Below are 22759 nucleotides of genomic sequence, written 5' to 3' on the forward strand. Positions count from 1 at the left end.
CCCACGTTAAAAGCTGATAAAATTAGTTATGCAGCATCAAACGCGATATTTTTTCCAGAAGAGATGTCTGACTGACTTCATTATAACGGGTGGTATCGTAAGTTAAAGTTCGCAACAGTAATTCAGTTGCTGGTTGCGTCATCACATCAGCCTCCTTACCGTCAAATGTTGTCGCCACCAAATTATAAACTAAGGTAGCCCTGTCCATAATCTGGTTGGGCTGGTTGCTTTTAGTACAAAAAAGTAATGCTTCATTACCTCGTTTTTCAATAAAGAGTTGTTGATACTGGCTGACAGCATGACTTTTAGGTTTTGGCGTTAAGTAGTAAGGCAAACATGTTTTATCCGCTGCACCAAATTTATTAATTTTATCCTGATTATTTTCTGCTACCTGAAGAGAACAACGCTCCGCAGAACCTAATAATCTCGGAATACGAACAGTATTGTATCGCTTAATCACAATCTTATTTATTGTATCAACAAGATAGAAATTATCATCACGCAATTTATCAATACAGTTGATATTCATCCCCGGAACATTATTACGGAAAGCCACCTCATTTGTATACATTTTTGGCTCTGCGATGTTCATTACGCCATGACTGAATATTACGGGCGTGGCAACGCCATAAAAATCATTCCCTCTTCTGTTTCCGGAAGAGGAGCAACGAATTGAGACAAGAATATACTCACCATCGTTAATGTTAAAACCGGTAAGTTTCTTTCTCACCAGCACTGCTTCTTTTAGCCAAAGTTCACTGCGGATCATTTCCAGCTTAGCGACAGGTACTGGATTAAGCACTTTTTTAACCGACTGGGTAACAGGATCTTTTTTATTCTGCTCTATAGATTCAATATTACATCCCTGAAAGACTCGCTGATGATTATTCTCAAAATCAAGGATGAAATCCACTTTTAGCCTTGAATAATAATCCAATAGCTCTTTTTTACCCGCTTTTGCTTCATTCAATGCCTGCCAGGTAGAGTTTAAGAAGGTATCTTCACCAAGAGAAATGCTGGACCCGTTTATTTTTTTAGACTGATTCAGCACCAGATAGTTAACATTTTTATCCAGTTCAATAAGTTCTCGAGGTGGCATTATAACTACTGCACCTAATTCTTTTTTCAGATAGTGAATAAATAGCTGATGCGCCTCTGGATTTTCTCCACTATTAATATTATCTATAATAACTAACGGACGCTGAAGTATTTTACTATTGGTCGTCAAAAAGTTTAACTGGCAGTGGGTAGCATAAAAAACACGTGGCGAGAAAGTGATATTAGCCTGAGACAGGATATCACCGAGCACGCGCTGAACCAGATTCTCTGCGTGATTTTTGCAGCCAGAATAATCCTTACTGGCAAAACGCATATAGGGCATTTTCCGGTATTTTCTACCATCTACTTTCTCAAGCAACTGCAATGATTTTTTACCCTTAATCAGAATCCGACCATAATCGCTGAGTACACCAAGCTCTTCCGCTTTAGCTCTGAAGCAGATCCCTTTCAGAGTAAAGGTGAGGTCACCATAATCCGGGCTGTAAAAGAGGTCACTTTGCAATGCATCTACGTAATAGTTTCCTCTCTTGTCTGGTTCTTCTTTTTGTACGACAGCACCCAGAAAAACTTCGCTATTATAGGCCCCATAACTCACCTCAAAATACTTCCCGGAATTCTCTAAAAAATGTAGTTTCAGACGCAACCCGAGCACAGTTTGAGCAATTTTATATTGATCAAAGCCCTTTATTTTTAGTTCATTAACCCATTGATGATACGGACGGGCATCTGGTGACAGAAACATCACAAGATAGCTGTTTGCTTTTCTTAATGTTTGATACTGAAACTCCCTGTTATTTTTCACTCCCAGCTTTAAGGATAATGTATTTTGAATTTCCCTGTGCAACTCAATAAAAAAATCATCCCATTTCATGGTGTATTCTTTTACCTTGTTGATACAGATTGCATCAATTCCCCAACCATTTGCCGAGGGTAATTGCAGAAGTTTTTCCAACATTACATCAGCAGCATCATGAATATCAAAGAGCTGTGTTCGTGCTTTAGGTGCATAATCTGAAGGCTGAAGGTCCCATTCGGCAGCCATCACAACATCCGTTTCATTATGCTGTAGACTATCAGTTACATCAGTCATAATTCACTCCTAAAAGATTAAGTAAGTATTCATTTATTCTTAATTCTGATTTTATTTTTGCATCATAAGGATTTTTGCCATTATCTTTTTCATAACATGAAATACTTTTAAAAAGGTTATAATAACAGATCCCCTTATGGTTAGAATGTTCGGCACGAATGTTGAGGCTGTTTAAAGCATATCGGGTATTAAGATAAACAACATCAACACCATCAAACTGTGTTTTTTCTGCAACGATTTTCTGCAACTCACTGACTTTCCCCAATGAGTTATTATGCATTTTTTTCGCTAATTGGCGGTTATTTCCTTGCATTCGCCAGTTTTTTACATCGATTGCAACAATCCGGTTCTTGTTAATGCAGTACACATCAAACAGCTCATAACAATGGCTATCCAGATAGTGTGACAGCTCTTGTGGTAGGATGGGCGTAATATTCATTTCCTGGAGCACAAGGTGTAATTGCCATTCACCAATGTTGCCAATCAAAAGTGGCATCAATGAAGGGATGGGAATGTATTGTTGTAAAGGCGTGGCCTCTAATCCCAGAATCTTCGCAAAAATACGCTGTTCAGTTCCGGATGACTCTTCAGCCATGGCTTCATGATATTGGGGTAAACAATATTCCGGTTTGTATGGATTTGCCCCAGCTGAAATATCTGTTAATCCATAACCATCTAAGGTTTTAGCTAGTATCACATTTTCCCAATCGGCAGTGCGCTCCAGATAAAAATGGCTTACACAGTCGCTAAGGTAAGCATTTTTCTTAATAATCGCGTTGCGTTTAAGACGCTTCATATATGACTGAGGATCGGTAAAACAGTCCCGGTGACGTAATGCTTCATTTAACTCAATTGCATTTCGATCACCTTGTCTTGCCAGTGGCAGAATTTTATTTTTCAGTTCGGCTTCAAAGTCACTATACATATTTATTGCTTTAACAACTTTATTTTCAAATTCGCTACGCTGACTATCGGAAGAAAAGCTGGCTTTTAATAAATCCTCTTTTACGCGTTTGAACCATAGGTGGTTATGCAGACTCAGGGAAGCAAGTAACGGTTGTGCATTTGGATGACGATCCAAATCCCGAAAAACACACAATGCATTATGATGAACACCAGAAGGTAAACGAATAATGCCATCCATTTGGGCATCACGCCGTTCTGTACGGCCAATAGTTTGCATTGCAATTTTATGAAGCTCGACGGTATGTTCAGTATCCAGCAATTGGGCAGCATCAGAATCAACTAGATCCGTATCGAAATCACCAACCTGACGAGGCACGCTTCCATGAGCATAATGCTTGAGTAAGGTAATATAATTTTCCAGCGTGTTTCGCGATGGAGTTGCATTAATCTGACTCCAGTAGCTACCGCAGACCATTGCTAATTCATCAAAGTCGATTTGCTCTGAATCTGCTCCTGTAGGTTCTGACGGTACCGGATAAGTGACATAATAATTAAGCCCTGTGCCAGCCCCCTGGAAGTGGGAAACCATGCATATTGCTAAGCTTTGGTGATCAATTTGCAGATAGTCTCTTACCGGATCTTCCCGGTTGAGTTTTGAATCAAACATGACGACACGTAATCTATGCCGCTCAGCAAAAGGAGTGATTTCAAATACACGAGATAAATCGTTCCCCCGACGTGTTTCATTGTCAAGAATAGCGACCCCACGATAGGGATTTGCACTTAACTTATTGGCACGAAGAAAATTCCCGATAATCGCAAAAAAACGGCTACTGATCCCAATACATAGAATGTGCCGACCAGTATAGGCCGCAAGTAACATACTCTGTAACTGGCGATGAAACTCTCGTTTATGATAGCGATTAAACTGAACGGCTGTAGAGTATGGTTCGAGCATTTTGAGCCACAAACGATATGCATTCCTGAACTCAGGCTCCTCGTTTTGTGGTAAAAACTCCAGTACCTGATCGTCAAATACCTCCAGCGCTACAGGACGATGAAGGTTTCTGTTGTCGCGGATCGCCGACAGGGGCGAAGCAGAATTAACATCCCGCTGCCTGATGCGATAGTTCAAGTCACGGGCGTATTTATCCAGAAACGGGCGGCTGTACTGTCCATTATACGTTGCAGGAAATCCTGCTGTAGCAGACAGTAAAATAATAGTATTACGTGTATTATAAAGCACACGTAATAATGCTATTTCGGGTAACTCCTTAATTAACTCCATCCGAAATTTGAGTAATACCCATCCCCTCAGTTGTTCAGCCTCAATTCTTACCTGTTCACGTGGCGAAAGGGAAAACAATGTCTTGGGTTGAAAATAGGTAAAAAAGTCATCTATCAACTGTTCTTTCTGAGGCTCACTGGAAGATAAATGATCTATATCTCCTTTAATACTTTGGGCTTTACGAATGAAAACAGACAATGGGTTATTCTGATTTGCCATCTCCTGCTGTGCAAGCAAATCGCAGACATGTTTGGGTGTTTCCAACCGGGCAGAGGCTAATAATAGAGCAGTCAGTGTCTGATACATTTCATATAGGGTAAATTCATCTGGAACTTTTTTGTCATCTTCAGAAACATAGACTTCAGTGTATGAATGACGCCCGTGACTACGTAAATGAATACGACGAAGATCTGACTCACGGTAAAATCGCTGAATCTGATAACTGAAAACATTACCAATTAACGCGATAACCTGCTCAGCATTACGACTATCGACGACGATATCAAGCAAACTATTTCTAAAGAGTCTGGTCAGCTTCTTAAGATCGAAATCTGGTCGTAAATCACATTGTAATAAGGCTTTGTTGATCTCATCGACATAATTTTTCAGAGGGATATACCCTGGCGCTCTTTCATCGGAAGAACATTCATCCACATATTCCAGTACACGATGTAAAATTGCCAGTAACGAAGGAAGCTGCTGATCGTCGTTCATTAATGTCTGGCAAACATTCTGCTGGAAGATACGGTAGGCTTCGTGCTCTTCGTCCAGAACTAATGTAAAACGAATATCACGTTGTGCGAAAGGTGAGTCTTCATCGGTTATCCAATATTGCTCTTTTAAGCTCTCAATTCGCTGCGGATTAGTCTGGTTAGCAATCTCGCCTAACGGATTCACTTTGAGGCTTTTTTTCTGACCCAGAACGTGGTCCAGTTGTTGTGAACTCCGGTGATAGCCGCCTTCTTTATCGCGTTTCAGTAACAGCACACTGCCATCGAACTTTTTCGTCGTGGCCAGCAGGATACATCGGCGATACAGTGCAATCTGAAACGGGAAAAGATGTTTAACCATTTCCGTCGCCAGTGCATATCGAGGGTTAGTCGCTTCCCCATCAAGTAAAGCCGCCAGATCCTGATTCAGGGCATTAAGCATCGCCACAGTCGCTTCCTGTAAGCGACCGGCTAAATGAAAACTATTGAGACGTAACTCATCCTCCAGACGTTTTTGCTCAAACGTTGCCCCCACTTTAATCTCTGTTTCCAGACGTACTTCCAGACTATTACGAGCATCAACTTCCGCTTTCAGACGTTGAAAAATGAGCTGAATGTCACCCGACATCAATTTGTCGGCTTGCTTGATCCAGCGGCGATACCGTTCCCGGTTTGTAGGTGTTTTCCCTTCAGGAGATTTCACCCATGAAGTAAAACCAAGATCTGCGATATCCCCTTGCGAAAGATAAGGTAACAATTCAATCTTCTTATCTCGGGCGCGAGCGATAAGTTGTTCCGGGATGTCAATTTGTGATTTCAGCGGTGTGATAAACACCAGATTGCGATGGCTATTGCCTAGGTTGATTGCTGGATTTACGCTTTCGATGTATTGAGCGAAAACGTTATAGCTTTTGCCACTCGCCGTACCATCCTGGGACTGAATCAGTAGTGGTGTATCTGCTTCGGTAAAGGAGTAAAACGTACCGGCCTGTTTTCTTGCTGCGGTAATGGCTTCTCTGACACTGTGTGGTAATGGAAGATGTCGAATGTTTTGATTTTGTTCGGATTGCATGTCTTCAATTCCTTCTGGCACAACTGCAATTTGAAAATCGGGTATGGACGTATTAACGCACCAAACACAGCGTTAGAGGGCTATGTGAAATACTCGCTGAGACGGCTTGTATTCGAGAGGTTGTACGGGCACTTATTATGCTACGCTCAATCGCAACTGTGATGGCAGTTAAGTGCGTATTTTACCTGACATTATGCAAACATCAGAAACTTAATCCCATATTTTTTATATGGAAAAATTCCTGGCTGATGCTGATTGATTTGCTTCAATTTGGCTCATATCTCACCGCTGAGCTACGTCTGGATAAGTAGGCAGATATGGTATAGATGATATGCCGGTTCATTGTAGTTGGCTTGCATGACGGCAAGAAAAATCAGTAATAAATAAGTGGTCATTGTGATGGTCTTGATAACCTCAATTTTTAGGTTTAACTTACCAATCAGCTAGTTAATGGCAAAGGCGATCCCAGTCAGAGGAGCCACATTTGAAAAGCCTGCTTTTTGAGCAGGCTTTTTGCTTTTCTGTTAGCCGTTACTTTCCACAGCCCCTGTCAACTGACGCCAGGCCGCCACTTCCTCATCCAGCCACTCACTAAAGAGAGCCACCTCCGGTTTCGCTTCCGTTAACTGCGATGTCACCAGCCAGTAAGGCCAGGGATAAGGTGCAGTGAAAGGGGTAAGCTGGACCAGTTCGCCCCGGGTGATGGCATCCTGTACCAGAGAGCGACGTTCCAGCGCGATACCTTTACCGAGTCTGACAGCCTCAAGGACTAAATTTGAGTCGTTAATGCATAACCCGCCGGGCACAATATCTTTTTCCAGTCCCGCATTGAAACACCAGGTTTTCCACGACTCCATGGAGAATATGATTTTACTCTTTGCCACCTCTGCTGGCGTTGCCGGGAGGATGCCGCCGTTATAACCGGGTGCTGCAACCACAATCAGTTCATCTGAAAACAGATAATGGCAGTCGCTTCCTTCCCAGTTACCTTTCCCCATGCGTATCGCCACATCTATCCCTTCCTGCTGCATGCTGGTGATCGTCAGACTGGCCTGGATCCGCAGCGTGATGTGTGGATATTTTTCCCGAAACCGCTCCAGACGCGGCAACAACCAGTGACAACCAAAAGACGGCACCATCGCCAGCGTCAGTTCCAGTATTCTCGGTTTCACCTGCACTAACCGGGTGGCATCTGCGATATGATTCAGCGCTTCGCGCACCTGTAACGCGTAGAGACGCCCCTCTTCGTTGATCTGCACCCCTCGCCCATGACGGATAAACAGCTTCACCCCCACCATTTCCTCCAGCACTTTAATCTGCTGGCTGATGGCGGAATGGGTAACGTGAAGCTCTTTCGCCGCAAGCGTTACGCTGCCAAGGCGAGCCACAGCTTCAAAACTACGCAAACTTGCGATAGGTGGAAAATCCGACATGAAACCACTCCCTCATAGACTGAATCTGATAAACGCTAACCGGCCAATCTGTCAGTAATACTAACTCAGGCCGTAAGATACTGATGATATTCGCCATAACGAATTTATTGTAATGTCTGTTTATCATCTTCAATGAAGCGTTTTTTCACACAGACAGGAAAACTGGAATCATGATAAAGCTGATTGGCATGATGGATTCTCCTTATGTACGCCGCGTGGCGGTCTCCCTGGAACTTTATGGCGTTGCGTTTGAAAGCCAGCCGTTGTCCGTATTCAGCACATTTGAGGAATTTTCCCGGATTAACCCTGCGGTAAAAGCGCCAACGCTGGTTCTGGAGAATGGAACACGTCTGATGGACTCGTCTCTCATACTGAATTATTTTGAGGCTCAGGCCGCGCCTGAACGGAGACTCCTGCCCGTGACGCCGGATGCACTGGCGAACGATCTCCAGACGCTGGGCTTTATCCTCGCCGCCGCGGAGAAAGCTGTGCAAAATGTGTACGAACACAACCTGCGCCCGGCGGAGAAACAACATAATCCGTGGATAGAACGTATTACCGTCCAGCTGCTGGCTGCCTGTCGGGAATGGAACGCGCTGCTGGAAGCCCGTCCGGAAAATGCAGTGGCCGATCAGGTTGCTGTCACCAGTACGGTTATCTGGACATTTATTCAGTCAATGATCCCTCACGTCGTTAACGCCGGGGATTTTAAAAAGATTCAGGCGGTTGCCGACGTTTTCGAAAACCAGGCGGCATTTAAAAAATACCCTTTTAGTTAACGCTTCGCTCGGCGTGTTATGGGGCTTTTCAGCCCCTTTTTTTTAGGCAGGAATCGACAGACCCGCGGTGGTGGCATAGCGACCGTTGAAAAAGATGAGCGGTTCACCTTCAGTATGTAACGAATCCACCACCTCACCGATGAATATCCAGTGATCGCCACCGTCTACCTGACGCCACATTTTGCACTCAAGATGCGCGAGTGCCCCGTCAATCAAAGGCAGTTTAAAGCCGCTGACCCGGTGATCGACGCGATGAAATTTGTCGCTCCCCGCGCTGGCAAAAATATCGCTAACCTGATGCTGATGGCCCGACAGGACATTTATCGCAAAGGCGTCCGCCTCCAGAAAATGCTGAGCGTACCAGGATTGCTTGCGCAGGCTCCAGAGCACCAGCGGGGGTTCCAGGGAGACGGTGTTAAAGCTGCTGATGGTTAGCCCATGGAAATTGTTATCTTTATCCATCATGGTTACGACACACACGCCAGTTGCGAATTGACCAAATACGTTCCGTAATGTTCGGCTATCAAACTGCGCCATTTTATTTCACCTCTGCTAAGCCTGAAGACGCGACCTGCTGCTGCAGCGCGCCGGCAAAAATTGTCAGCCCTTCATCCAGAACGCTGTCTTCAATCGTTAGCGGCATTAAAAAGCGGATAGCATTTGCCTGTTTGCCGCATTTAAGAAGAATAAGCCCCTCACGGGCACAGCTTTTGACTAACCGATCGATAAGCCCGGTCGCCGGCGTTCGCTCTCCATGCTCCAGAGAAAAAAGCTCCAGCGCAATCATGGCGCCAGTCCCGCGTATCTCATAGCCAATCGACAGAGGGCTGACAATGGATACTAAGGCGGAGCGCAGACGTTGACCCAGACGCCGGGCTGCGCCCAGCAGGTCCGTCTCTTCAAAGAGCTTAAGTACCGCCAGCGCCGCCGCGCAGGAAAGCGGGTTGCCTGCCCAGGTTCCACCAAGACCTCCCGGTGCCACCTGGTTGATAAGCGACTCACGGCCCACCACGCCAGACAGCGGAAGCCCGCCGGCAACGGATTTACCGAACACAATTAAATCGGCGTCAACACCGGTTTGTTCCATAGCAAAGAACGTCCCCGTGCGTCCCGCGCCAGACTGAACTTCATCCGCGATTAACACGATGCCTTCCCGGTCACAGAGTTCACGCAGAGCACGCATAAACGCAGGCGGCACGACGTAAAACCCGCCCTCTCCCTGAACGGGCTCAATGACGATGGCGGCCACATCCTGGGGGGCAATGTCGCTCGTTAATATCGTCTTGAGGCCCGCCAGCGCCTGAGCAATATCACGCTCCGTCTCTCCCTGCGGGAAGGGTGCCCGGAAGACCGGGCCGGGCATAATCCCCATCCCCTGGCTGTAGGGCGCAATTTTGCCGTTCATCGCGAGGGTCATAAACGTACGCCCGTGATAGGCACCGCTGAAAACAATCACACCGCTTCGCCGCGTGGCCGCGCGGGCAACCTTAAGCGCGCTTTCCACCGCTTCGGACCCCGTCGTCAGGAGAAAACTCCGTCGGTCAAAATCTCCAGGCATTAAGGCGTTAATACGTTCACACACCGCGATATACGATTCATAAGGGGTGGCGGCAAAACAGCTGTGGGTAAACTGGTGCAGCTGGCGCTCAACGGCCGCGATGACGTTGGGATGAAGATGGCCGGTATTGAGCGCGGCAATGCCGCCGGAAAAATCAATGTAGCGACGGTTGTTGACGTCATACATCACCGCATTTTCCGCTCGTTGAATATAAACCGGATGCATCTGGTTAATACCACGGGCGACGGCACCCTCCCGTCGCTGCAAAAGCTGCTCGACTACAGTATCCATAACGCTCTCCTCAGGGGGCGGTCGGAACAACCGCCCGTCAGGTTATTGATGACGCGCCTGTTGCAACATGGCATCTGCATGCTGGTTTAACTGCTGACGATCGCCATAGCGGTAAGGATCGAGGAAATCGAAACGGACCGGTTTATCTCCGCGGTCGAACAAGTGCCCGATTCCGCCAGGCGCGTTATGAGCCCAGTAGAACAGAGAATCGGCAAATTCCTCCGTTGCCCGGGACAGGTAACGATTGGTGAAATCAGAGAAATCGATGGGGAAATGCTCGCGGTTGTCAGCAAAAAGCGAATGAAGCGTAGCAATCACCTCTTTTTCTGGAAGGCTACCGGCGCGATAGGCTTCCATTGTTTCGCAGGCCTTATCGAAAATAGCCTCATAGTAAGGGCTCTCAATGGAAAGATGTCCCGGATAGGTTGCGCTTTCAAATTCCTTCTCAAGCCGCTCGTCATCACCGTGCTGCTGATAGTCGCTGAGGATTTTACGCAGACGCAACACGCCGATGTAACTGCCGCTAATCCAGATACGGAACCACGCATTCCACAGTGGGAAGCTATCAAATGCGGTGAATGAATTTGCCACCAGCCTGTCGTTTACCTTCACCACTTCCAGGCTGTAATCCTGATAGCTGGCGAAATTCGCTGCTGACCAGTCATCCTGTCTGACGGCACGAACAATTTTAGGCGCGACGCGCAGAATCGATTCGAACGTATTCACCAACCCGCGCGAGAACAGCGGATCGACAAAGCCCACTGCATGGCCTAAAAGGCAATAACGCTCCCCTACGCTTTCGCGGCTGGTGTAATTCAGACGAGGTGCAACGGTCCATTCGCGTACCCGTGCCGCGCTCTCAAAGTGACGGGCAACGGAGGGGTGCTCATCGAGAAAACGGGTAAACTCTTCTTCCGGATCGCCTGCGGGACCATGTTTATCAATATCGAACTGCAGGCCGACGCTGCATAAGGTATTGGTCGAATAGGGGTGGTTGTTGAACGGAATAATCCACAGCCATCCGCCTTCAAACATGTGGTGCAGCGTGCTCTGTGAGAGCGGGGTCGGCGAACCGGTCACGTCCGTTGAGGCGATGACGTCTTCATACAGTTTGACCCCTGTCATATGGGTGAACAACGAACGCGTACGGCTCTGCATCTCACGAGCACCTTCGCGCAGGCCAAACTTATCGGCAACCGGTGAACGATAGCCTGCTGCATCCACGACGTACCTGGCTTTTATCTGCTCTTTTCCCAGATCCAGCAGCATCCCGTCGCCGGTTTCTTCAATCGACTGGATGCGGGTTTGCTGGCGAATATCGGCCCCCAGACGTGCGGCCAGCGCCAGATAATAGGCATCAACATCCTGACGGAACAGATGCGCTTCCGGCGACAATACCGGTGTCGACACAACGTCCTGGGGATTATGCGCTTTATTCTTACCGTTCCATGCAAAGCTGAACGCCAGTTTAATACCGGCGCTCGACGTACCAATATTTTCCATCAGCGCGTGAATTTCCCCCGGCCACGCCAGCTCAGGAATATTGTACTGACGCGCCAGAATTTTCAACAGTACAGCACTTTCCGGCACCATCGATTCTCCGACGGCAAAGCGAGGATGGGTACCGGCATCAATAATTACCACGTTTAATTTCTGTTTTGCCAGAATAGCGCCGAGCATGGTTCCTGCAATACCGCTTCCGATGATGGCCACATCATAATGACTTTGTTTCATTGCTTTACCCTTAATAATATTACTGAGTGACTAACTGAGTTGTTATTTCGATTTCATGTTCACGCGTGTGATCTGCCTGAATCAGAAAAAGATATGTTGCCTGTTGTGTTAACCATTCTCTCGCCAGAGACAGGGCAATTTCTTTGCCAGTGCGCTGCGGCATTGTCAGCACCATGGTGGGTCCCTGAAAGCGATAGCGCGTACAGCAAATGGAAATAGGTGCCCCAACATTGGCATTAATAAAATCGACCGGAGAGACGCGCGATTTTATTGCCATGTCATGAATAATTTTCTCACTGGTATTCACCGGGAATGCCGTGCCAAACTGAATAATCCCGACGCTTTCAAGATGATTATCCAGCAATGCCTGGTGCTGTTGATAAAGTTCATCGACAGTAAACAGCACATTTAAAGACAATGGGTCGGCTGTTTTTAGCCCCCGGCGCAAGGTCTCATCTAAATCTGACCAGATTAATGAGCGTGCGGTACTCGTAGAAACGATCTTCATTAGCTGCCCCACCTTTTACATTACGGTAAATATCAGGCAGGTGTTAAAACCACCAAACCCAATCGTCATGCTTAACCCGGTCTTTCCCGTTAAGGGCTGAGGCTGCGCGGCAGGTAAATTAAAACGCAGGCCATCAATCGGCTTTTTCAGTTCATACACCGGGGGGATCGTGCCCGCATTGAGGCTATGAATGAGCGCGATGGCTTCCAGCGCCCCTGTCGCCCCCAGCGTATGGCCAAAATTGCCCTTCGTCGCGAAGACCCAGGGACGATGTGTGAAAAACTGGTTATAGGCATTGCTTTCAACCCGATCGTTGGTCAGGGTACCCGAACCGTGCGCATTAATAAGCGCAATATCGCCAGGTTCAAGTCCCGCCTGCGTCAGGGCACGCTGCAATGCCAGGCGGATACCATTGCCTTGCTCATCCGGCGCGGTCAAGCCTGCCGCATCGTTAGACGCCCCAGCACCGACAAGCCTTGCCAGCACGCGTGGTGCAGAGCCGCCTTCTCGTTGCAGCACCAGAAAACCGGCCCCTTCTCCGAGAATGGTTCCTTCGTGTGTAGCATCGAACGATTTCAGGGTAGAAAGTGAGAGCGTGCCTAATGCGCTATGGGCCAGACGTTTTGAATCAGTAAGAATATCGGCGCCGCCGCACACGCACAGATCGGCTTGCCCCGTTGCAATTAAATGCGCCCCCAGAAGAAGAGCATCCGAGCCCGAGGAGCAGGCGGTAGAAAGGGCTATCCCTTCCATTCCCAGCGACTCCGCTACCTCGTTGACCCAGCCGTCGAGCGGCTCCCGGCAAAACGCCTCGCTGTCGAGGCGGAATCCCAGACTGGTTCCGACAATCAAAAAGCGTCGCTCCTCCGGCACAGGTTCTGCTGCACCCGAATCCTCTAGCGCCTGGCGGGCCGTGCGTTTCGTCAGAGCGATCAATTTTTCGCGCATTTCGGCAGGCCATTCACCCGGCAGCATGGCGGCCAGATCGGTACGCAAGCCTCGATCCGATGGCGCAGGCGCAATACCGGTTTGTTTTTCCAGTAAAGTCTGGAAAACATCCTCGATACGATCGCCAGACGCAGTTGTCCATCCCATGCCGACAACATTGGCGACATACGTTGTAGTAGTCATCATTTTTTCCTTTACCGCAAAATAGTACGGTAAGCTGGTTAAAGTGAATTAACGATATATCAGTGGAACGCGCGCAAAAATTCGTTTGAAGGTTTATCTTCAAGCGGAGAAGGAGAAAAATTATCTTTAATCTCGCCTGCAGTTAATTCTATCTTTCGTTGATAAGGTTCTTTTTGTAGCCAGCGTGGACTTTCAATAAAATCAAATGCGATGTCTGTCGCATCAAATCCTTCGAGCTCGGCAGGCTTAACCACTTTCCTTCTTTTACGGTCCAGAACCTGTGCATAAGCAGAAATATCAAAATATCGAATGCGATCATCTTCCACCACTGCATTAATACAATGCCAGGGGCGGGGCAAATAAAGATAATTCACAAAAATATTCCGAAGAGAATACACTGGCTTGTTGATTATCTGGCTATACAGTATTGCCGAGACATCGGCCATTTCCGAACAGAAGCAGGGCAAGCGCTGTGTTTGACCCAGCATTTCACGAAGATAATCCTGAGGTGTCAGGTTACGTATGACCTCGTCGCGAAAATGCTCGTAACGTGAAATATAATAATCCCAATGCTCCTCAGGAAATTTGAGGCGAACGATGTCTGCCGGCCATGTTTCAAACACATCTGATTCCTGAAGGACATGGCACATTGTTTTTGGAACTTCACGTAGAATATCATCAAGGCTCGCCAGGTGATATTTTTCAATGACTGCCCGTGCCAGTTCCCGAAGTTCATCATTCATAACATCACCTTACTTATATTGTGTTAAAGAGGCCGCGCCACAATAAACAAAGTTTATATTACGTGGCCGTTCGTGGCGTTTGAGCTTTTTCAGCAGGCTGGCACTGTGCTGCTGGCAATTAGTTTCATTGATCACTGATTCATCGCAGGTCAAAACAATATCGAATCCCGCAATTTGATCCCCTTCATTGACAATTTGGGTCTTGCAGGTCATCACCCCTTTAATTTCCCGGCACAGCTGCTTAACGGCGCCGATATTGACTTTCTCATCCCTGATAACAATAAAATCACTGATTCTGCCTTTGAAAAACAGGAACCCATCAGCGTCCTGGAAGAAGATGTCTCCGGTGCGAAGCCAGCGTTTGCCATCAAGCTCAATGAACGTTTGTCGGTTACCGCGCCCAATGCGCTTGACGAGCAACGTATCAGAACTAATTAGCAACTCCCCCTGCCCGTCCTGGCCGTCTGCACCGGGCAGGATACGGACGTCCGTCTGGTCAATAGGACGTCCGGCTGACGCATAATATCCTCTCCCCAGCAGATGAGCCGGGCATGTCGACACCCGCGGTCCGGCCTCACTGATGCCATAAGTCAGATATAACTCAAGCCATGGCTGTCGGAGTAAAAAGGCTTCCACCTCATTCGGCGCAGCCAAATCGCCCCCAATCGTCAGTTTGTTTAACCCCGGCGGAAGCGTTGTTTCCCAGGCGTTCAACTGTCGCAGCAATACGGGCGTGAGCGAACTGAGGGTCACGCCGTATCGCTGTAAATCATCCAGATAATGGGGTACAGAAAACGGAGGTCCACTGATAACAATTTCGCAGCCCGTCTCCAGGGCAGCAATCATCTGGGCAACCAGCGCGGTGGAATAGCACATCGGCAAACTGATCAATACCCTGTCGCTGGCGCTCATGCCGATACTTTTGGCATGACGCAGCGCGTTACGCCGCAGCGAATCAAAATGATGGACACAGCCGCTGCTGAACGACGACGACGTGCCGGACGTGGCTATCACGACCTGCCCCGGCTGTGTCTGTACGGGTCCGCCATCACGGCATTTTCCCACCTGCCAGCGCCCGAGGGGTTCAGCTGCGCTTACGCCCAGCTCCTGCCATCGTCCTGGCTGAACCGGCGTACGCACCAGCGCCCCCGCCGCAAAGTCCTCAAGCATCTGCAGGATGCGTTCTGCTGGCGTGAGCGGCGGGATCAGCGCAGGCACAAAGCCACTGTTGAGGACAGCAAAGAACATATACATCAAGTCCGGGCAGTTCGGCATCGCTATCAGCACCACCCGACCGGGTTCCAGACTCTGCCGCTGCCAGTAATCGACATAGTATTGATAACTCTCTCCTTCAGTGCCGCTGGTCCCCACCGCAGACGTTGCCTGCACCGGAGAAAATAAACCGGCAGGCTCATAGGGAACAAATGCGGCACATTCTTCTGCTCGCGTTAACATTCTCAGGCTCCAAGCTTATTCATAATGAAACGCGAAAGGGTTTGGCACGAATAAAAATTCGCGGGCGAAAACTCTTTATCTTCAACTTTAATATTAAACTCTTCCTCACACTGGAAGCGTAATTCTACAAATCCAATAGAATCCATTCCTACCATTGAGGCGAGACCGGTCTCGTCAGCAATATCTTCGCGCTCGACATCCAGACCAATACGTTCAGCGATGATTTCTTTAATACGATCGACAATTACAGGCATATCCAGTTTCATAATTTTACCCTTTAATGTTTTCAAGTGTTTTATTTACTACAGCGGAAGATGATTCTTTATTTAACCAACGTAATATTGGCGGTGTGGTTGCCGTTACCACGAGCGCCACGATGACCATAATGGAGTAGACGCGTTGTGAAATAAGATGCAATTCGAGCCCGATAGACAGCACAACCAGCTCCATCAGACCACGCGTATTCATGAGCGCGCCAATCATGGAGGCTTCACGAAGGGAATATCCTGAAATACGCGCCCCGAGCAGAGCACCACTGAATTTGGTTATAAATGCCAGTAAGGTGAACCCAATTATCCAGGCAATGTCCTGCGTTGCCATACTGAAGTCGAAATGCGTTTTCAGGCCGGCGCTGACAAACAATACGGGAAGTAAAAGATAGTGCATGAAACCGTTCATACTCGCATGCCATTGCTTCGCTAACCCGGGGATCCGCGCGAACATGCTGCCCGCCAGCAAGGCACCGAAACCACTGTGCAGGTGAAGATACTCCGCTCCCCACGCGCTGACCAAAATCCAAAAAATGATCGCCGGAAATCTCATCTCCGGCCTGTGCGCATACCGTATAAGCAGGGGGACCACGACTTTGCCGGTCACCAACCCATAAAGTACCAGGGCTGCCGTCACGACCGCCAAATACGACCACAGCGAATCAGATTTTCCTTCAACCGCGGCAAATACGCTGTCCAAAGCCAAAATCCCCCAGCCTGTCACATCGGTAAGAATGGCAGCGGTAATGACGGGAGGAATGATGGCCAGGTGAAGCATTTTTAAATCTTCAATGATTCGCACAATGACCGGCAGAGCGGATACCGCCAGCGCCGTTCCCATAAAGATATTAAATAAAAGACGATCGGTTTGTGGCGCCAGTTCGGCATGTACCGAATTTCCCGCTAACATGCCACCGATAAACGGCAGCAGCATACCCAGGAACGCTATTTTCAATGCAGCGATAGTCTGCTTTCGACGGCCATGATTATGACCATGAAAATGCGACAACCCAATATCGAACATGAGCAGAATCATGCCCAGATTCGCCAGCTTATCTATGGTGGTCAGCGACTCCTGGCTAAATAAAGACGTTTGAAATGAGAACAGAGACATTATTCCGGGAAAGAAAGTCGGTCCCAATAAAACGCCTGCAGCAATATGGCCAATAACCTGTGTTTGACCTATTTGCTCCATAAGTTTGCCGACGACATAGCAGGCAAAAACAATGACCGAAAGCTGAATAATAAACATGGGTATCCCCGCCAATGCTAGCGTTGAGTTTAATGATATTAAAAGTGTTTAGTTCGAAACGTGGGCGACGCTGTTCTCGTTAAAATACCCCATCGCGGTGGTTATCATCGCTATCATCACCATAACGAGGCTCAGCAAACAGATGCCCTGCCAGTCCCACCTTTCATAAACCCACGGACCGGTAACGGATCCGGCTGCGCCCAATGCATAATAAAAGAACATATAAAGCGCATAGAGGCTGCTTCTTTTATCCGGATGTAATCCGAGAACACGCGTCTGGTTAGCCACCTGCGCGGCAAAACACCCTAAATCGAATAATATAATGCCCAGCGTAATTCCCGGTAAGGACGCAGGAAAAAGAAATAGTATGGCTATTCCCGCAACCACAAATACCATTCCGCCAAAAATCACGCTGCGACACCCGAAGCGGTCAGCCAGTTTCCCCGCATAGTTCGCCAGTACAAGACCGACGATACCCGCCAGGCCAAATAATCCGGCTGTTCCCGCTGGCAGATGGAGTGGCGGTCTTTGCAGATGAAGCATGATGGTCACCCATAACAGGCTAAAGACGAAAAACCATGCCCCTCCGGTGACGGCAGATTCAATAAGCCGCACGTTACGCAGCAAGCCCGGCAATTGCACCATGACGCTCAGATACCCCGTCTCCCTTGCGGGTTTAACATCAGGCAGGCATCTGATGGCCAGTAGCGCCATGGAGGCCATAACGGCTGCGACGATGGCCAGCATCCCTCGCCAGCCAAGCGCATCGGCCAGACTGCCGCCCACGAGCCTCGCGAGCAAAATTCCTGCCGAAATGCCCATGGTGATCAGTCCGACCGTAGCGCCTTTTGGCGTAATGTGAAATCCAAGCGCATTCAGTTGCACTGCGCTTGTCGCCATGGCGCCTGTCACTATTCCCGCGCTAAAAAGGAGCAACGGCTGACGGGTCAGGGAAGCGGCGAAGAGCGCAAGTGAGAGGAGAATAAACTGAGAAATAATCAGTTTCTTACGGTTAACGCTGTCTCCAAGCGGAACAAGAAACAGTATTCCCAGCATATAACCTATTTGCATGCTCGCCGCAATGAAGCCGGTATAAAACAGAGGCAACTGCAAAGATGCCGCGATAGCGGGCAATACGGGCTGAAGAATATAGTTATTTGCCATAGCCGTACCCGCCGCGATGCTGGCGAACCAGATAAATAACGGCGAAACCGGATTTTCTTGCGCGATATCACTCATTAATCGCCCCCTGTCTTTTTTTTGCCACAATATCAATTGCTACTTTCATTTTTTTCTCGGGAAACGGTAAGACATGCAATAACGTAAATGCAGGTCGGGAATCACGGAAATAGTGCCCATGGATACGCGCTACCTGCTGCCATTCTTCAATTTCAGTCAGATACAGCCTGCTTTGTATTACATCGTCTATTGCATAACCACTGGATTCAAGTATCCCCTTGATCTTATTCAGAACGCATTCCGTTTGCAGTGAGATGTCATCAGATTCAATCTCACCACAAGAATTAAGAGGTCCCGTTTTCGAAATATATAGCCAACCGTCTGCTTCTACCGCTCGCGAGAAACCGAAAGCCTCCTCCCAGCTGCTGCCAGAAGTAATAAGTCTTTTTGATTCCACAATGTCATGCCTTTCATCACAGGGTGAAACAAACATATTACAACCCAATCAAATTTGTCCAGAAAAAATAACAAAAAATTGACCTGAAATTTAGCAGGTAATTAAGTAAGCATTTCCTGGATAAGCTGTAAGCACAGCTAACCAATCAATATCTAAATTAATAAAATTAAATGATAAATAAGGCAGAAAATTTCCCGCAGATAACGGCAATTAAATGAGCTGAGTATTAAAATAATGACTCTTTTATTTAACCGCGAGTTTTTACCGCACGCAAATATTACCCTCACCTAAAAGAATCATATTTCGTTATTTATTTTTATATGTAACTCAATGGAAAATATGAGAAATATTTAAATATAAGACAACCTTATGACGTTACAGAGTATCGTTGTTAATCAGGGTATTCTTAAGAATAAGCGGTCAGGAAATTAAACGGTTTCAATAAAAAAGCCTGCTTTAATTGCAGGCTTGTGCTTCTTGTCGACGGAGACGGGTGCTAGAAAGGGCTTAAATCTGATAATCAATCGCCACTTCTTCTGGCTCCATCACCTGACGTTTAATCTCATCAACGGACAGCCCGGCGTTGCAAAGTTCGATAAAGCGCCACACATAGTTGCGCTGCAGCTGTCCACGCTTCAGGCCGAGCCATACGGTATTAGCATCAAACAGATGACGTGTATCAAGACGCACCAGATCTCCCCCCTCGCGTTCGCCACTGGACTAGTTCTGCCACCAGACCTATGCCCAGCCCGAGCTCGACGTAGGTTTTGATTACATCAGAGTCCTGTGCGCTCAGCACCACGTCCGGCGTGAGCCCTTTGCGGTTGAAGGCTTCATCAATGCGCGAGCGTCCGGTAATGCCCTGGCGATAGGTAATCAGCGGCCATTTGGCAATGTCTTCCAGCGTCAGGGGCGAAACCTGATTCAACGGATGATCGGCGGGGAGCAACAAACTGTGATACCAGCGGAACCAGGGAAAAGCCACCAGCAGCGGGTCGTTGCTCAGGCGTTCACTGGCAATGCCGATATCTGCCCCACCGTTTTGCAGCAGCACTTCAATTTCCTGCGGCGTCCCCTGGATAAGCTCCAGGCGGACGTCAGGGAAAAGTTCACGGAAAGCTTTAATCACCGGCGGCAGGCTGTAACGCGCCTGGGTGTGGGTGGTGGCGATGGTGAGGACGCCCGAGGCGTCATTCGTGAAGAGATCCGCCAGGCGGCGCACATTGCTGGCTTCGTTGAGGATCCGCTCCGCAATGGTCAGCAAGGCTTTGCCCGGCTCCGTCATGCCAAGCAGACGTTTGCCGCGACGGATAAAAATCTCTATCCCCAGTTCTTCTTCCAGCTCGCGGATATGGCGACTGACGCCGGACTGAGAGGTATAAAGCATATTGGCGACCTCGGTCAGGTTGTAATCCCGCCTGGCCGCCTCACGGATAATTTTAAGTTGCTGGAAATTCACGATTCACTCCGGCGCATCTGACATAACGCTATTGTTAGAGTCAGCCGCACTGCAGAACAAATAATAAAAACCCGCAACTTATGCTTTTATGGAATATCAGCTCACGAGCTGGAGTTCACGGTTCTCAAGCGATGGCTTGCTGACCAGCGACATCAAAATCTCTTTTACCGCCTGCGCCTGTGGCGTCAGCGAGCCGCGTGCGGACATGTTGAGCGACAGCGGCAGGCTCATCGAAGGCGTAGTGATCCGTGCCATCCAGCCATTTGCCGCACTGCAGAGCGAGCGCGCTGCGGATTCTGGCAACACGGTGACGCCCATTCCGCTGGCAATGGCCGCGGTCAGCGTGGAGAGTGAGTCGATCTCGCCGATGATTTTGGCCGTCAGGCGACGCAGGGAGAATGCTTCATCCACGCGCACACGCACGGCGCTGTAATCACGCGGCAGATAGAGGTTCATTTCTGCCACGGCGGTAAGATCGACGCTCTGCCCCGGACAGTCGCGGGTGCCCACGAGGTAGAGATCTTCTTTCAGCAGCGGCTGGCTGGTGATCCCGGCGACCGGAGAACGATCGTAAAGGACCGCCATATCCAGCTGGCCATTGAGCAGTTTGTCATTGAGTACCGAACCGCTGTTCTCGTGCAGATAGACCAGCACTTCCGGTAGCTCAGCACGAACGGCCTGCAGCAGCGGCATGGTGATAGAAGACGCCGCAGTGCCCGGCGCAAGACCAATGGAAACGTGCCCGCTGAGGGTCTGGCCGACGTTGTTGACCGCCAGTTGCGCCTGTTCGCACTGGCGCAGAATAGTGCGGGCATGGGTATAAAGAATTTTTCCGGCTTCCGTTGGCGTGACGCCGCGTTTGGTACGAATCAATAATTGCTGATCCATCTCGCCTTCCAGAGTAGCCACCTGCTGGCTCAGCGCAGGCTGCGCGATATGCAGCACTTCTGCTGCTTGAGTCAGGCTGCCGATATCGACGATTTTTACGAAGTATTTCAGTCGTCTTAAGTTCATTTTGCCCCCTGTTCGAAATGCTTTGCCGGTACTGGCTATCGTTGTTGAACAGGTTTTGCAATATGAATGCCACTTTTACCGGGCGGTCTGAATTCCTCGCTAAGCGCCTGAAAATAAGGAAACCTAATCATGGAGGGGGGTTTTATTACTGAAACAGCAGTTTATGATCTGCCCCATTAGAGGTATATACGCACCAAAGCGGTGCATTACGCTGTCAAAAACATCACATTGCCGATTTTGTCAGCAAACGATCAAAAGGCGTTGATCCACCCTTTGACAAGCGCGGCTGACGTCGATAATATGCGCCCCGTTCACACGATTCCTCTGTAGTTCAGTCGGTAGAACGGCGGACTGTTAATCCGTATGTCACTGGTTCGAGTCCAGTCAGAGGAGCCAAATTTGAAAAGCCTGCTTTTAAGCAGGCTTTTTGCTTTTCTGCATCTGGTAAAATTGTCGGGTGGCGGCTTCGCCTCACATACCGATCTTAACCGGCATCCCCGACCGACGTTCCAGCTCCGCTCCCGCGCCCTCGTTAATCAACTGCGTCCGCTGCGCGGCCGAAATGGGCAGAGGCACTTTCCGGGTTGACTCGAATTCCGCCCGATTGCGTGATAGCGGTTCGTGAACCTCCACCCACCGGCTACCGTCCGGCTCTGTCGTCACTTTAACGGGGCGATCGATAATCTGCACACGGGTGCCCACGGGAACATTATCGAAAAGATATTTGATATCGGCGTTACGCAGACGAATACATCCCTGGCTAACCCGTAGCCCGATACCGAAATTCGAGTTGGTGCCGTGAATCGCATACAGCCTGCCGATATATATCGCATACAGGCCCATCGGGTTATCCGGCCCGGCGGGCACGAAGGCCGGAAGCGTTTTCCCCTCAGCCGCATAGGCGCGACGCGTATTCGGCGTCGGAGACCAGGTGGGGCCTTCCTGCTTACGCTCAACGGCCGTTAACCAGTTTCGCGGAGTTTCACGCCCGGCCTGACCGATGCCGATGGGCAATACGTCAACGGTATTACTGCCCGGTGGATAATAGTAGAGACGCATTTCCGCCACGTTCACGACAATCCCCTCGCGGACGGTGTCGGGCAAAATCAGTTGCTGGGGGATCACCAGCCGGGTGCCGGACGTAGGCAGAAAAGGATCCACGCCCGGGTTTGCTTCAAGCATATTGCTTAGGCCCTGTCCGTGCTGCGCGGCGAAAGCCTCCAGAGGCAGCGTGTTGCCCTGCGGAACGGTGACGATAATCGGCGTTCCCACCAGACGACTGCCTTCCGGCGGTAGGGTATAGGTTACGGCAAACGCACCGGGAACAGCGGCACACAGCGTAAGGACGAACCAGATAAATCGAATCATAGTT

At 48.9% G+C, this 22759-nt stretch carries 17 protein-coding genes, 1 tRNA gene and 1 pseudogene; 2 read left to right on the forward strand and 17 right to left on the reverse strand.

What is annotated here, in order from left to right:
• Positions 1-22: 22 nt before the first annotated feature.
• The 3 genes from ACMGGM_RS05430 to ACMGGM_RS05440 form a co-directional block, all read right to left on the reverse strand.
• Complete coding sequence (locus ACMGGM_RS05430; RefSeq protein WP_045134953.1) at positions 23-2149, reverse strand: hypothetical protein; 2127 nt, start codon at positions 2147-2149, stop codon at positions 23-25.
• Positions 2142-6125, reverse strand: coding sequence for a hypothetical protein (locus tag ACMGGM_RS05435; RefSeq protein ID WP_045134952.1), 3984 nt, complete (start codon positions 6123-6125; stop codon positions 2142-2144). The genes ACMGGM_RS05430 and ACMGGM_RS05435 overlap by 8 nt, the downstream gene beginning before the upstream one ends.
• A gap of 524 nt (positions 6126-6649) precedes the next feature.
• Positions 6650-7558: a LysR substrate-binding domain-containing protein gene (locus tag ACMGGM_RS05440; RefSeq protein ID WP_014884433.1), complete on the reverse strand. Its 909-nt coding sequence runs from the start codon at positions 7556-7558 to the stop codon at positions 6650-6652.
• A 170-nt stretch (positions 7559-7728) separates the two neighbouring features.
• On the opposite strand from ACMGGM_RS05440, the gene ACMGGM_RS05445 reads away from it, so the two are divergent.
• Entirely contained in the window at positions 7729-8337 is a 609-nt protein-coding gene (locus ACMGGM_RS05445) for a glutathione S-transferase family protein (protein WP_014884434.1), read from the forward strand.
• A gap of 42 nt (positions 8338-8379) precedes the next feature.
• Here ACMGGM_RS05445 and ACMGGM_RS05450 read toward each other — a convergent pair whose 3' ends face one another.
• The 13 genes and pseudogenes from ACMGGM_RS05450 to nac all read right to left on the reverse strand — a co-directional run bounded on the left by ACMGGM_RS05450 (position 8380) and on the right by nac (position 21387).
• Positions 8380-8874: a flavin reductase family protein gene (locus ACMGGM_RS05450; protein WP_023337497.1), complete on the reverse strand. Its 495-nt coding sequence runs from the start codon at positions 8872-8874 to the stop codon at positions 8380-8382.
• A 1-nt stretch (position 8875) separates the two neighbouring features.
• Entirely contained in the window at positions 8876-10186 is a 1311-nt protein-coding gene (locus ACMGGM_RS05455; protein ID WP_023338514.1) for an aminotransferase class III-fold pyridoxal phosphate-dependent enzyme, read from the reverse strand.
• A gap of 42 nt (positions 10187-10228) precedes the next feature.
• Positions 10229-11920: an NAD(P)/FAD-dependent oxidoreductase gene (locus tag ACMGGM_RS05460; RefSeq protein WP_045134951.1), complete on the reverse strand. Its 1692-nt coding sequence runs from the start codon at positions 11918-11920 to the stop codon at positions 10229-10231.
• A gap of 19 nt (positions 11921-11939) precedes the next feature.
• Positions 11940-12428, reverse strand: a complete 489-nt coding sequence (locus tag ACMGGM_RS05465; protein WP_045134950.1) for a hypothetical protein — start codon at positions 12426-12428, stop codon at positions 11940-11942.
• Positions 12429-12443: 15 nt separating this feature from the next.
• Positions 12444-13559 (reverse strand): beta-ketoacyl synthase N-terminal-like domain-containing protein, encoded by a 1116-nt coding sequence (locus ACMGGM_RS05470; protein ID WP_045134949.1) that lies wholly within the window; start codon positions 13557-13559, stop codon positions 12444-12446.
• Positions 13560-13618: 59 nt separating this feature from the next.
• Positions 13619-14302 carry a hypothetical protein gene (locus ACMGGM_RS05475; protein ID WP_014884440.1) on the reverse strand — a complete coding sequence of 228 codons (684 nt, stop codon included), beginning with the start codon at positions 14300-14302 and terminating at the stop codon, positions 13619-13621.
• Between the two features lie 9 nt (positions 14303-14311).
• Complete coding sequence (locus ACMGGM_RS05480; protein ID WP_014884441.1) at positions 14312-15757, reverse strand: class I adenylate-forming enzyme family protein; 1446 nt, start codon at positions 15755-15757, stop codon at positions 14312-14314.
• A gap of 2 nt (positions 15758-15759) precedes the next feature.
• Positions 15760-16023 carry an acyl carrier protein gene (locus ACMGGM_RS05485; protein WP_014884442.1) on the reverse strand — a complete coding sequence of 88 codons (264 nt, stop codon included), beginning with the start codon at positions 16021-16023 and terminating at the stop codon, positions 15760-15762.
• 4 nt (positions 16024-16027) lie between these two features.
• Positions 16028-17278, reverse strand: coding sequence for a cation:proton antiporter (locus ACMGGM_RS05490; protein ID WP_014884443.1), 1251 nt, complete (start codon positions 17276-17278; stop codon positions 16028-16030).
• 48 nt (positions 17279-17326) lie between these two features.
• Positions 17327-18517, reverse strand: coding sequence for an MFS transporter (locus tag ACMGGM_RS05495; protein ID WP_023330847.1), 1191 nt, complete (start codon positions 18515-18517; stop codon positions 17327-17329).
• The gene (locus ACMGGM_RS05500) at positions 18510-18914 is read right to left on the reverse strand and encodes a Rid family hydrolase (RefSeq protein WP_032629102.1); all 405 of its coding nucleotides are present in this window, start codon (positions 18912-18914) and stop codon (positions 18510-18512) included. The genes ACMGGM_RS05495 and ACMGGM_RS05500 overlap by 8 nt, the downstream gene beginning before the upstream one ends.
• A gap of 507 nt (positions 18915-19421) precedes the next feature.
• Positions 19422-20373, reverse strand: a pseudogene (gene cbl / locus ACMGGM_RS05505) (HTH-type transcriptional regulator Cbl).
• Positions 20374-20469: 96 nt separating this feature from the next.
• Positions 20470-21387, reverse strand: a complete 918-nt coding sequence (gene nac, locus ACMGGM_RS05510) for a nitrogen assimilation transcriptional regulator NAC (RefSeq protein ID WP_014884446.1) — start codon at positions 21385-21387, stop codon at positions 20470-20472.
• A gap of 320 nt (positions 21388-21707) precedes the next feature.
• Between nac and ACMGGM_RS05515 the strand changes: the two genes are divergently transcribed.
• Positions 21708-21783, forward strand: a tRNA-Asn gene (locus ACMGGM_RS05515).
• A 75-nt stretch (positions 21784-21858) separates the two neighbouring features.
• Here ACMGGM_RS05515 and ldtA read toward each other — a convergent pair.
• Positions 21859-22755, reverse strand: coding sequence for a L,D-transpeptidase (gene ldtA, locus ACMGGM_RS05520; RefSeq protein ID WP_250365870.1), 897 nt, complete (start codon positions 22753-22755; stop codon positions 21859-21861).
• Between the last annotated feature and the right edge of the window lie 4 nt (positions 22756-22759).

Source organism: Enterobacter sp. BNK-14, assembly GCF_047456095.1.
Taxonomy (GTDB): domain Bacteria; phylum Pseudomonadota; class Gammaproteobacteria; order Enterobacterales; family Enterobacteriaceae; genus Enterobacter; species Enterobacter kobei.

Excerpts from the sequence above, each read along its gene's own strand:
- ACMGGM_RS05490 (WP_014884443.1), bottom strand. The coding sequence starts at position 17,278 with ATGTTTATTATTCAGCTTTCGGTCATTGTTTTTGCCTGCTATGTCGTC.
- ldtA (WP_250365870.1), bottom strand. The coding sequence starts at position 22,755 with ATGATTCGATTTATCTGGTTCGTCCTTACGCTGTGTGCCGCTGTTCCC.
- ACMGGM_RS05485 (WP_014884442.1), bottom strand. The coding sequence starts at position 16,023 with ATGAAACTGGATATGCCTGTAATTGTCGATCGTATTAAAGAAATCATC.
- ACMGGM_RS05460 (WP_045134951.1), bottom strand. The coding sequence starts at position 11,920 with ATGAAACAAAGTCATTATGATGTGGCCATCATCGGAAGCGGTATTGCA.
- ACMGGM_RS05435 (WP_045134952.1), bottom strand. The coding sequence starts at position 6,125 with ATGCAATCCGAACAAAATCAAAACATTCGACATCTTCCATTACCACAC.
- ACMGGM_RS05430 (WP_045134953.1), bottom strand. The coding sequence starts at position 2,149 with ATGACTGATGTAACTGATAGTCTACAGCATAATGAAACGGATGTTGTG.
- ACMGGM_RS05450 (WP_023337497.1), bottom strand. The coding sequence starts at position 8,874 with ATGGCGCAGTTTGATAGCCGAACATTACGGAACGTATTTGGTCAATTC.
- ACMGGM_RS05475 (WP_014884440.1), bottom strand. The coding sequence starts at position 14,302 with ATGAATGATGAACTTCGGGAACTGGCACGGGCAGTCATTGAAAAATAT.
- ACMGGM_RS05455 (WP_023338514.1), bottom strand. The coding sequence starts at position 10,186 with ATGGATACTGTAGTCGAGCAGCTTTTGCAGCGACGGGAGGGTGCCGTC.
- ACMGGM_RS05480 (WP_014884441.1), bottom strand. The coding sequence starts at position 15,757 with ATGTTAACGCGAGCAGAAGAATGTGCCGCATTTGTTCCCTATGAGCCT.
- ACMGGM_RS05470 (WP_045134949.1), bottom strand. The coding sequence starts at position 13,559 with ATGACTACTACAACGTATGTCGCCAATGTTGTCGGCATGGGATGGACA.
- ACMGGM_RS05465 (WP_045134950.1), bottom strand. The coding sequence starts at position 12,428 with ATGAAGATCGTTTCTACGAGTACCGCACGCTCATTAATCTGGTCAGAT.
- ACMGGM_RS05445 (WP_014884434.1), top strand. The coding sequence starts at position 7,729 with ATGATAAAGCTGATTGGCATGATGGATTCTCCTTATGTACGCCGCGTG.
- ACMGGM_RS05440 (WP_014884433.1), bottom strand. The coding sequence starts at position 7,558 with ATGTCGGATTTTCCACCTATCGCAAGTTTGCGTAGTTTTGAAGCTGTG.
- ACMGGM_RS05495 (WP_023330847.1), bottom strand. The coding sequence starts at position 18,517 with ATGAGTGATATCGCGCAAGAAAATCCGGTTTCGCCGTTATTTATCTGG.
- nac (WP_014884446.1), bottom strand. The coding sequence starts at position 21,387 with ATGAACTTAAGACGACTGAAATACTTCGTAAAAATCGTCGATATCGGC.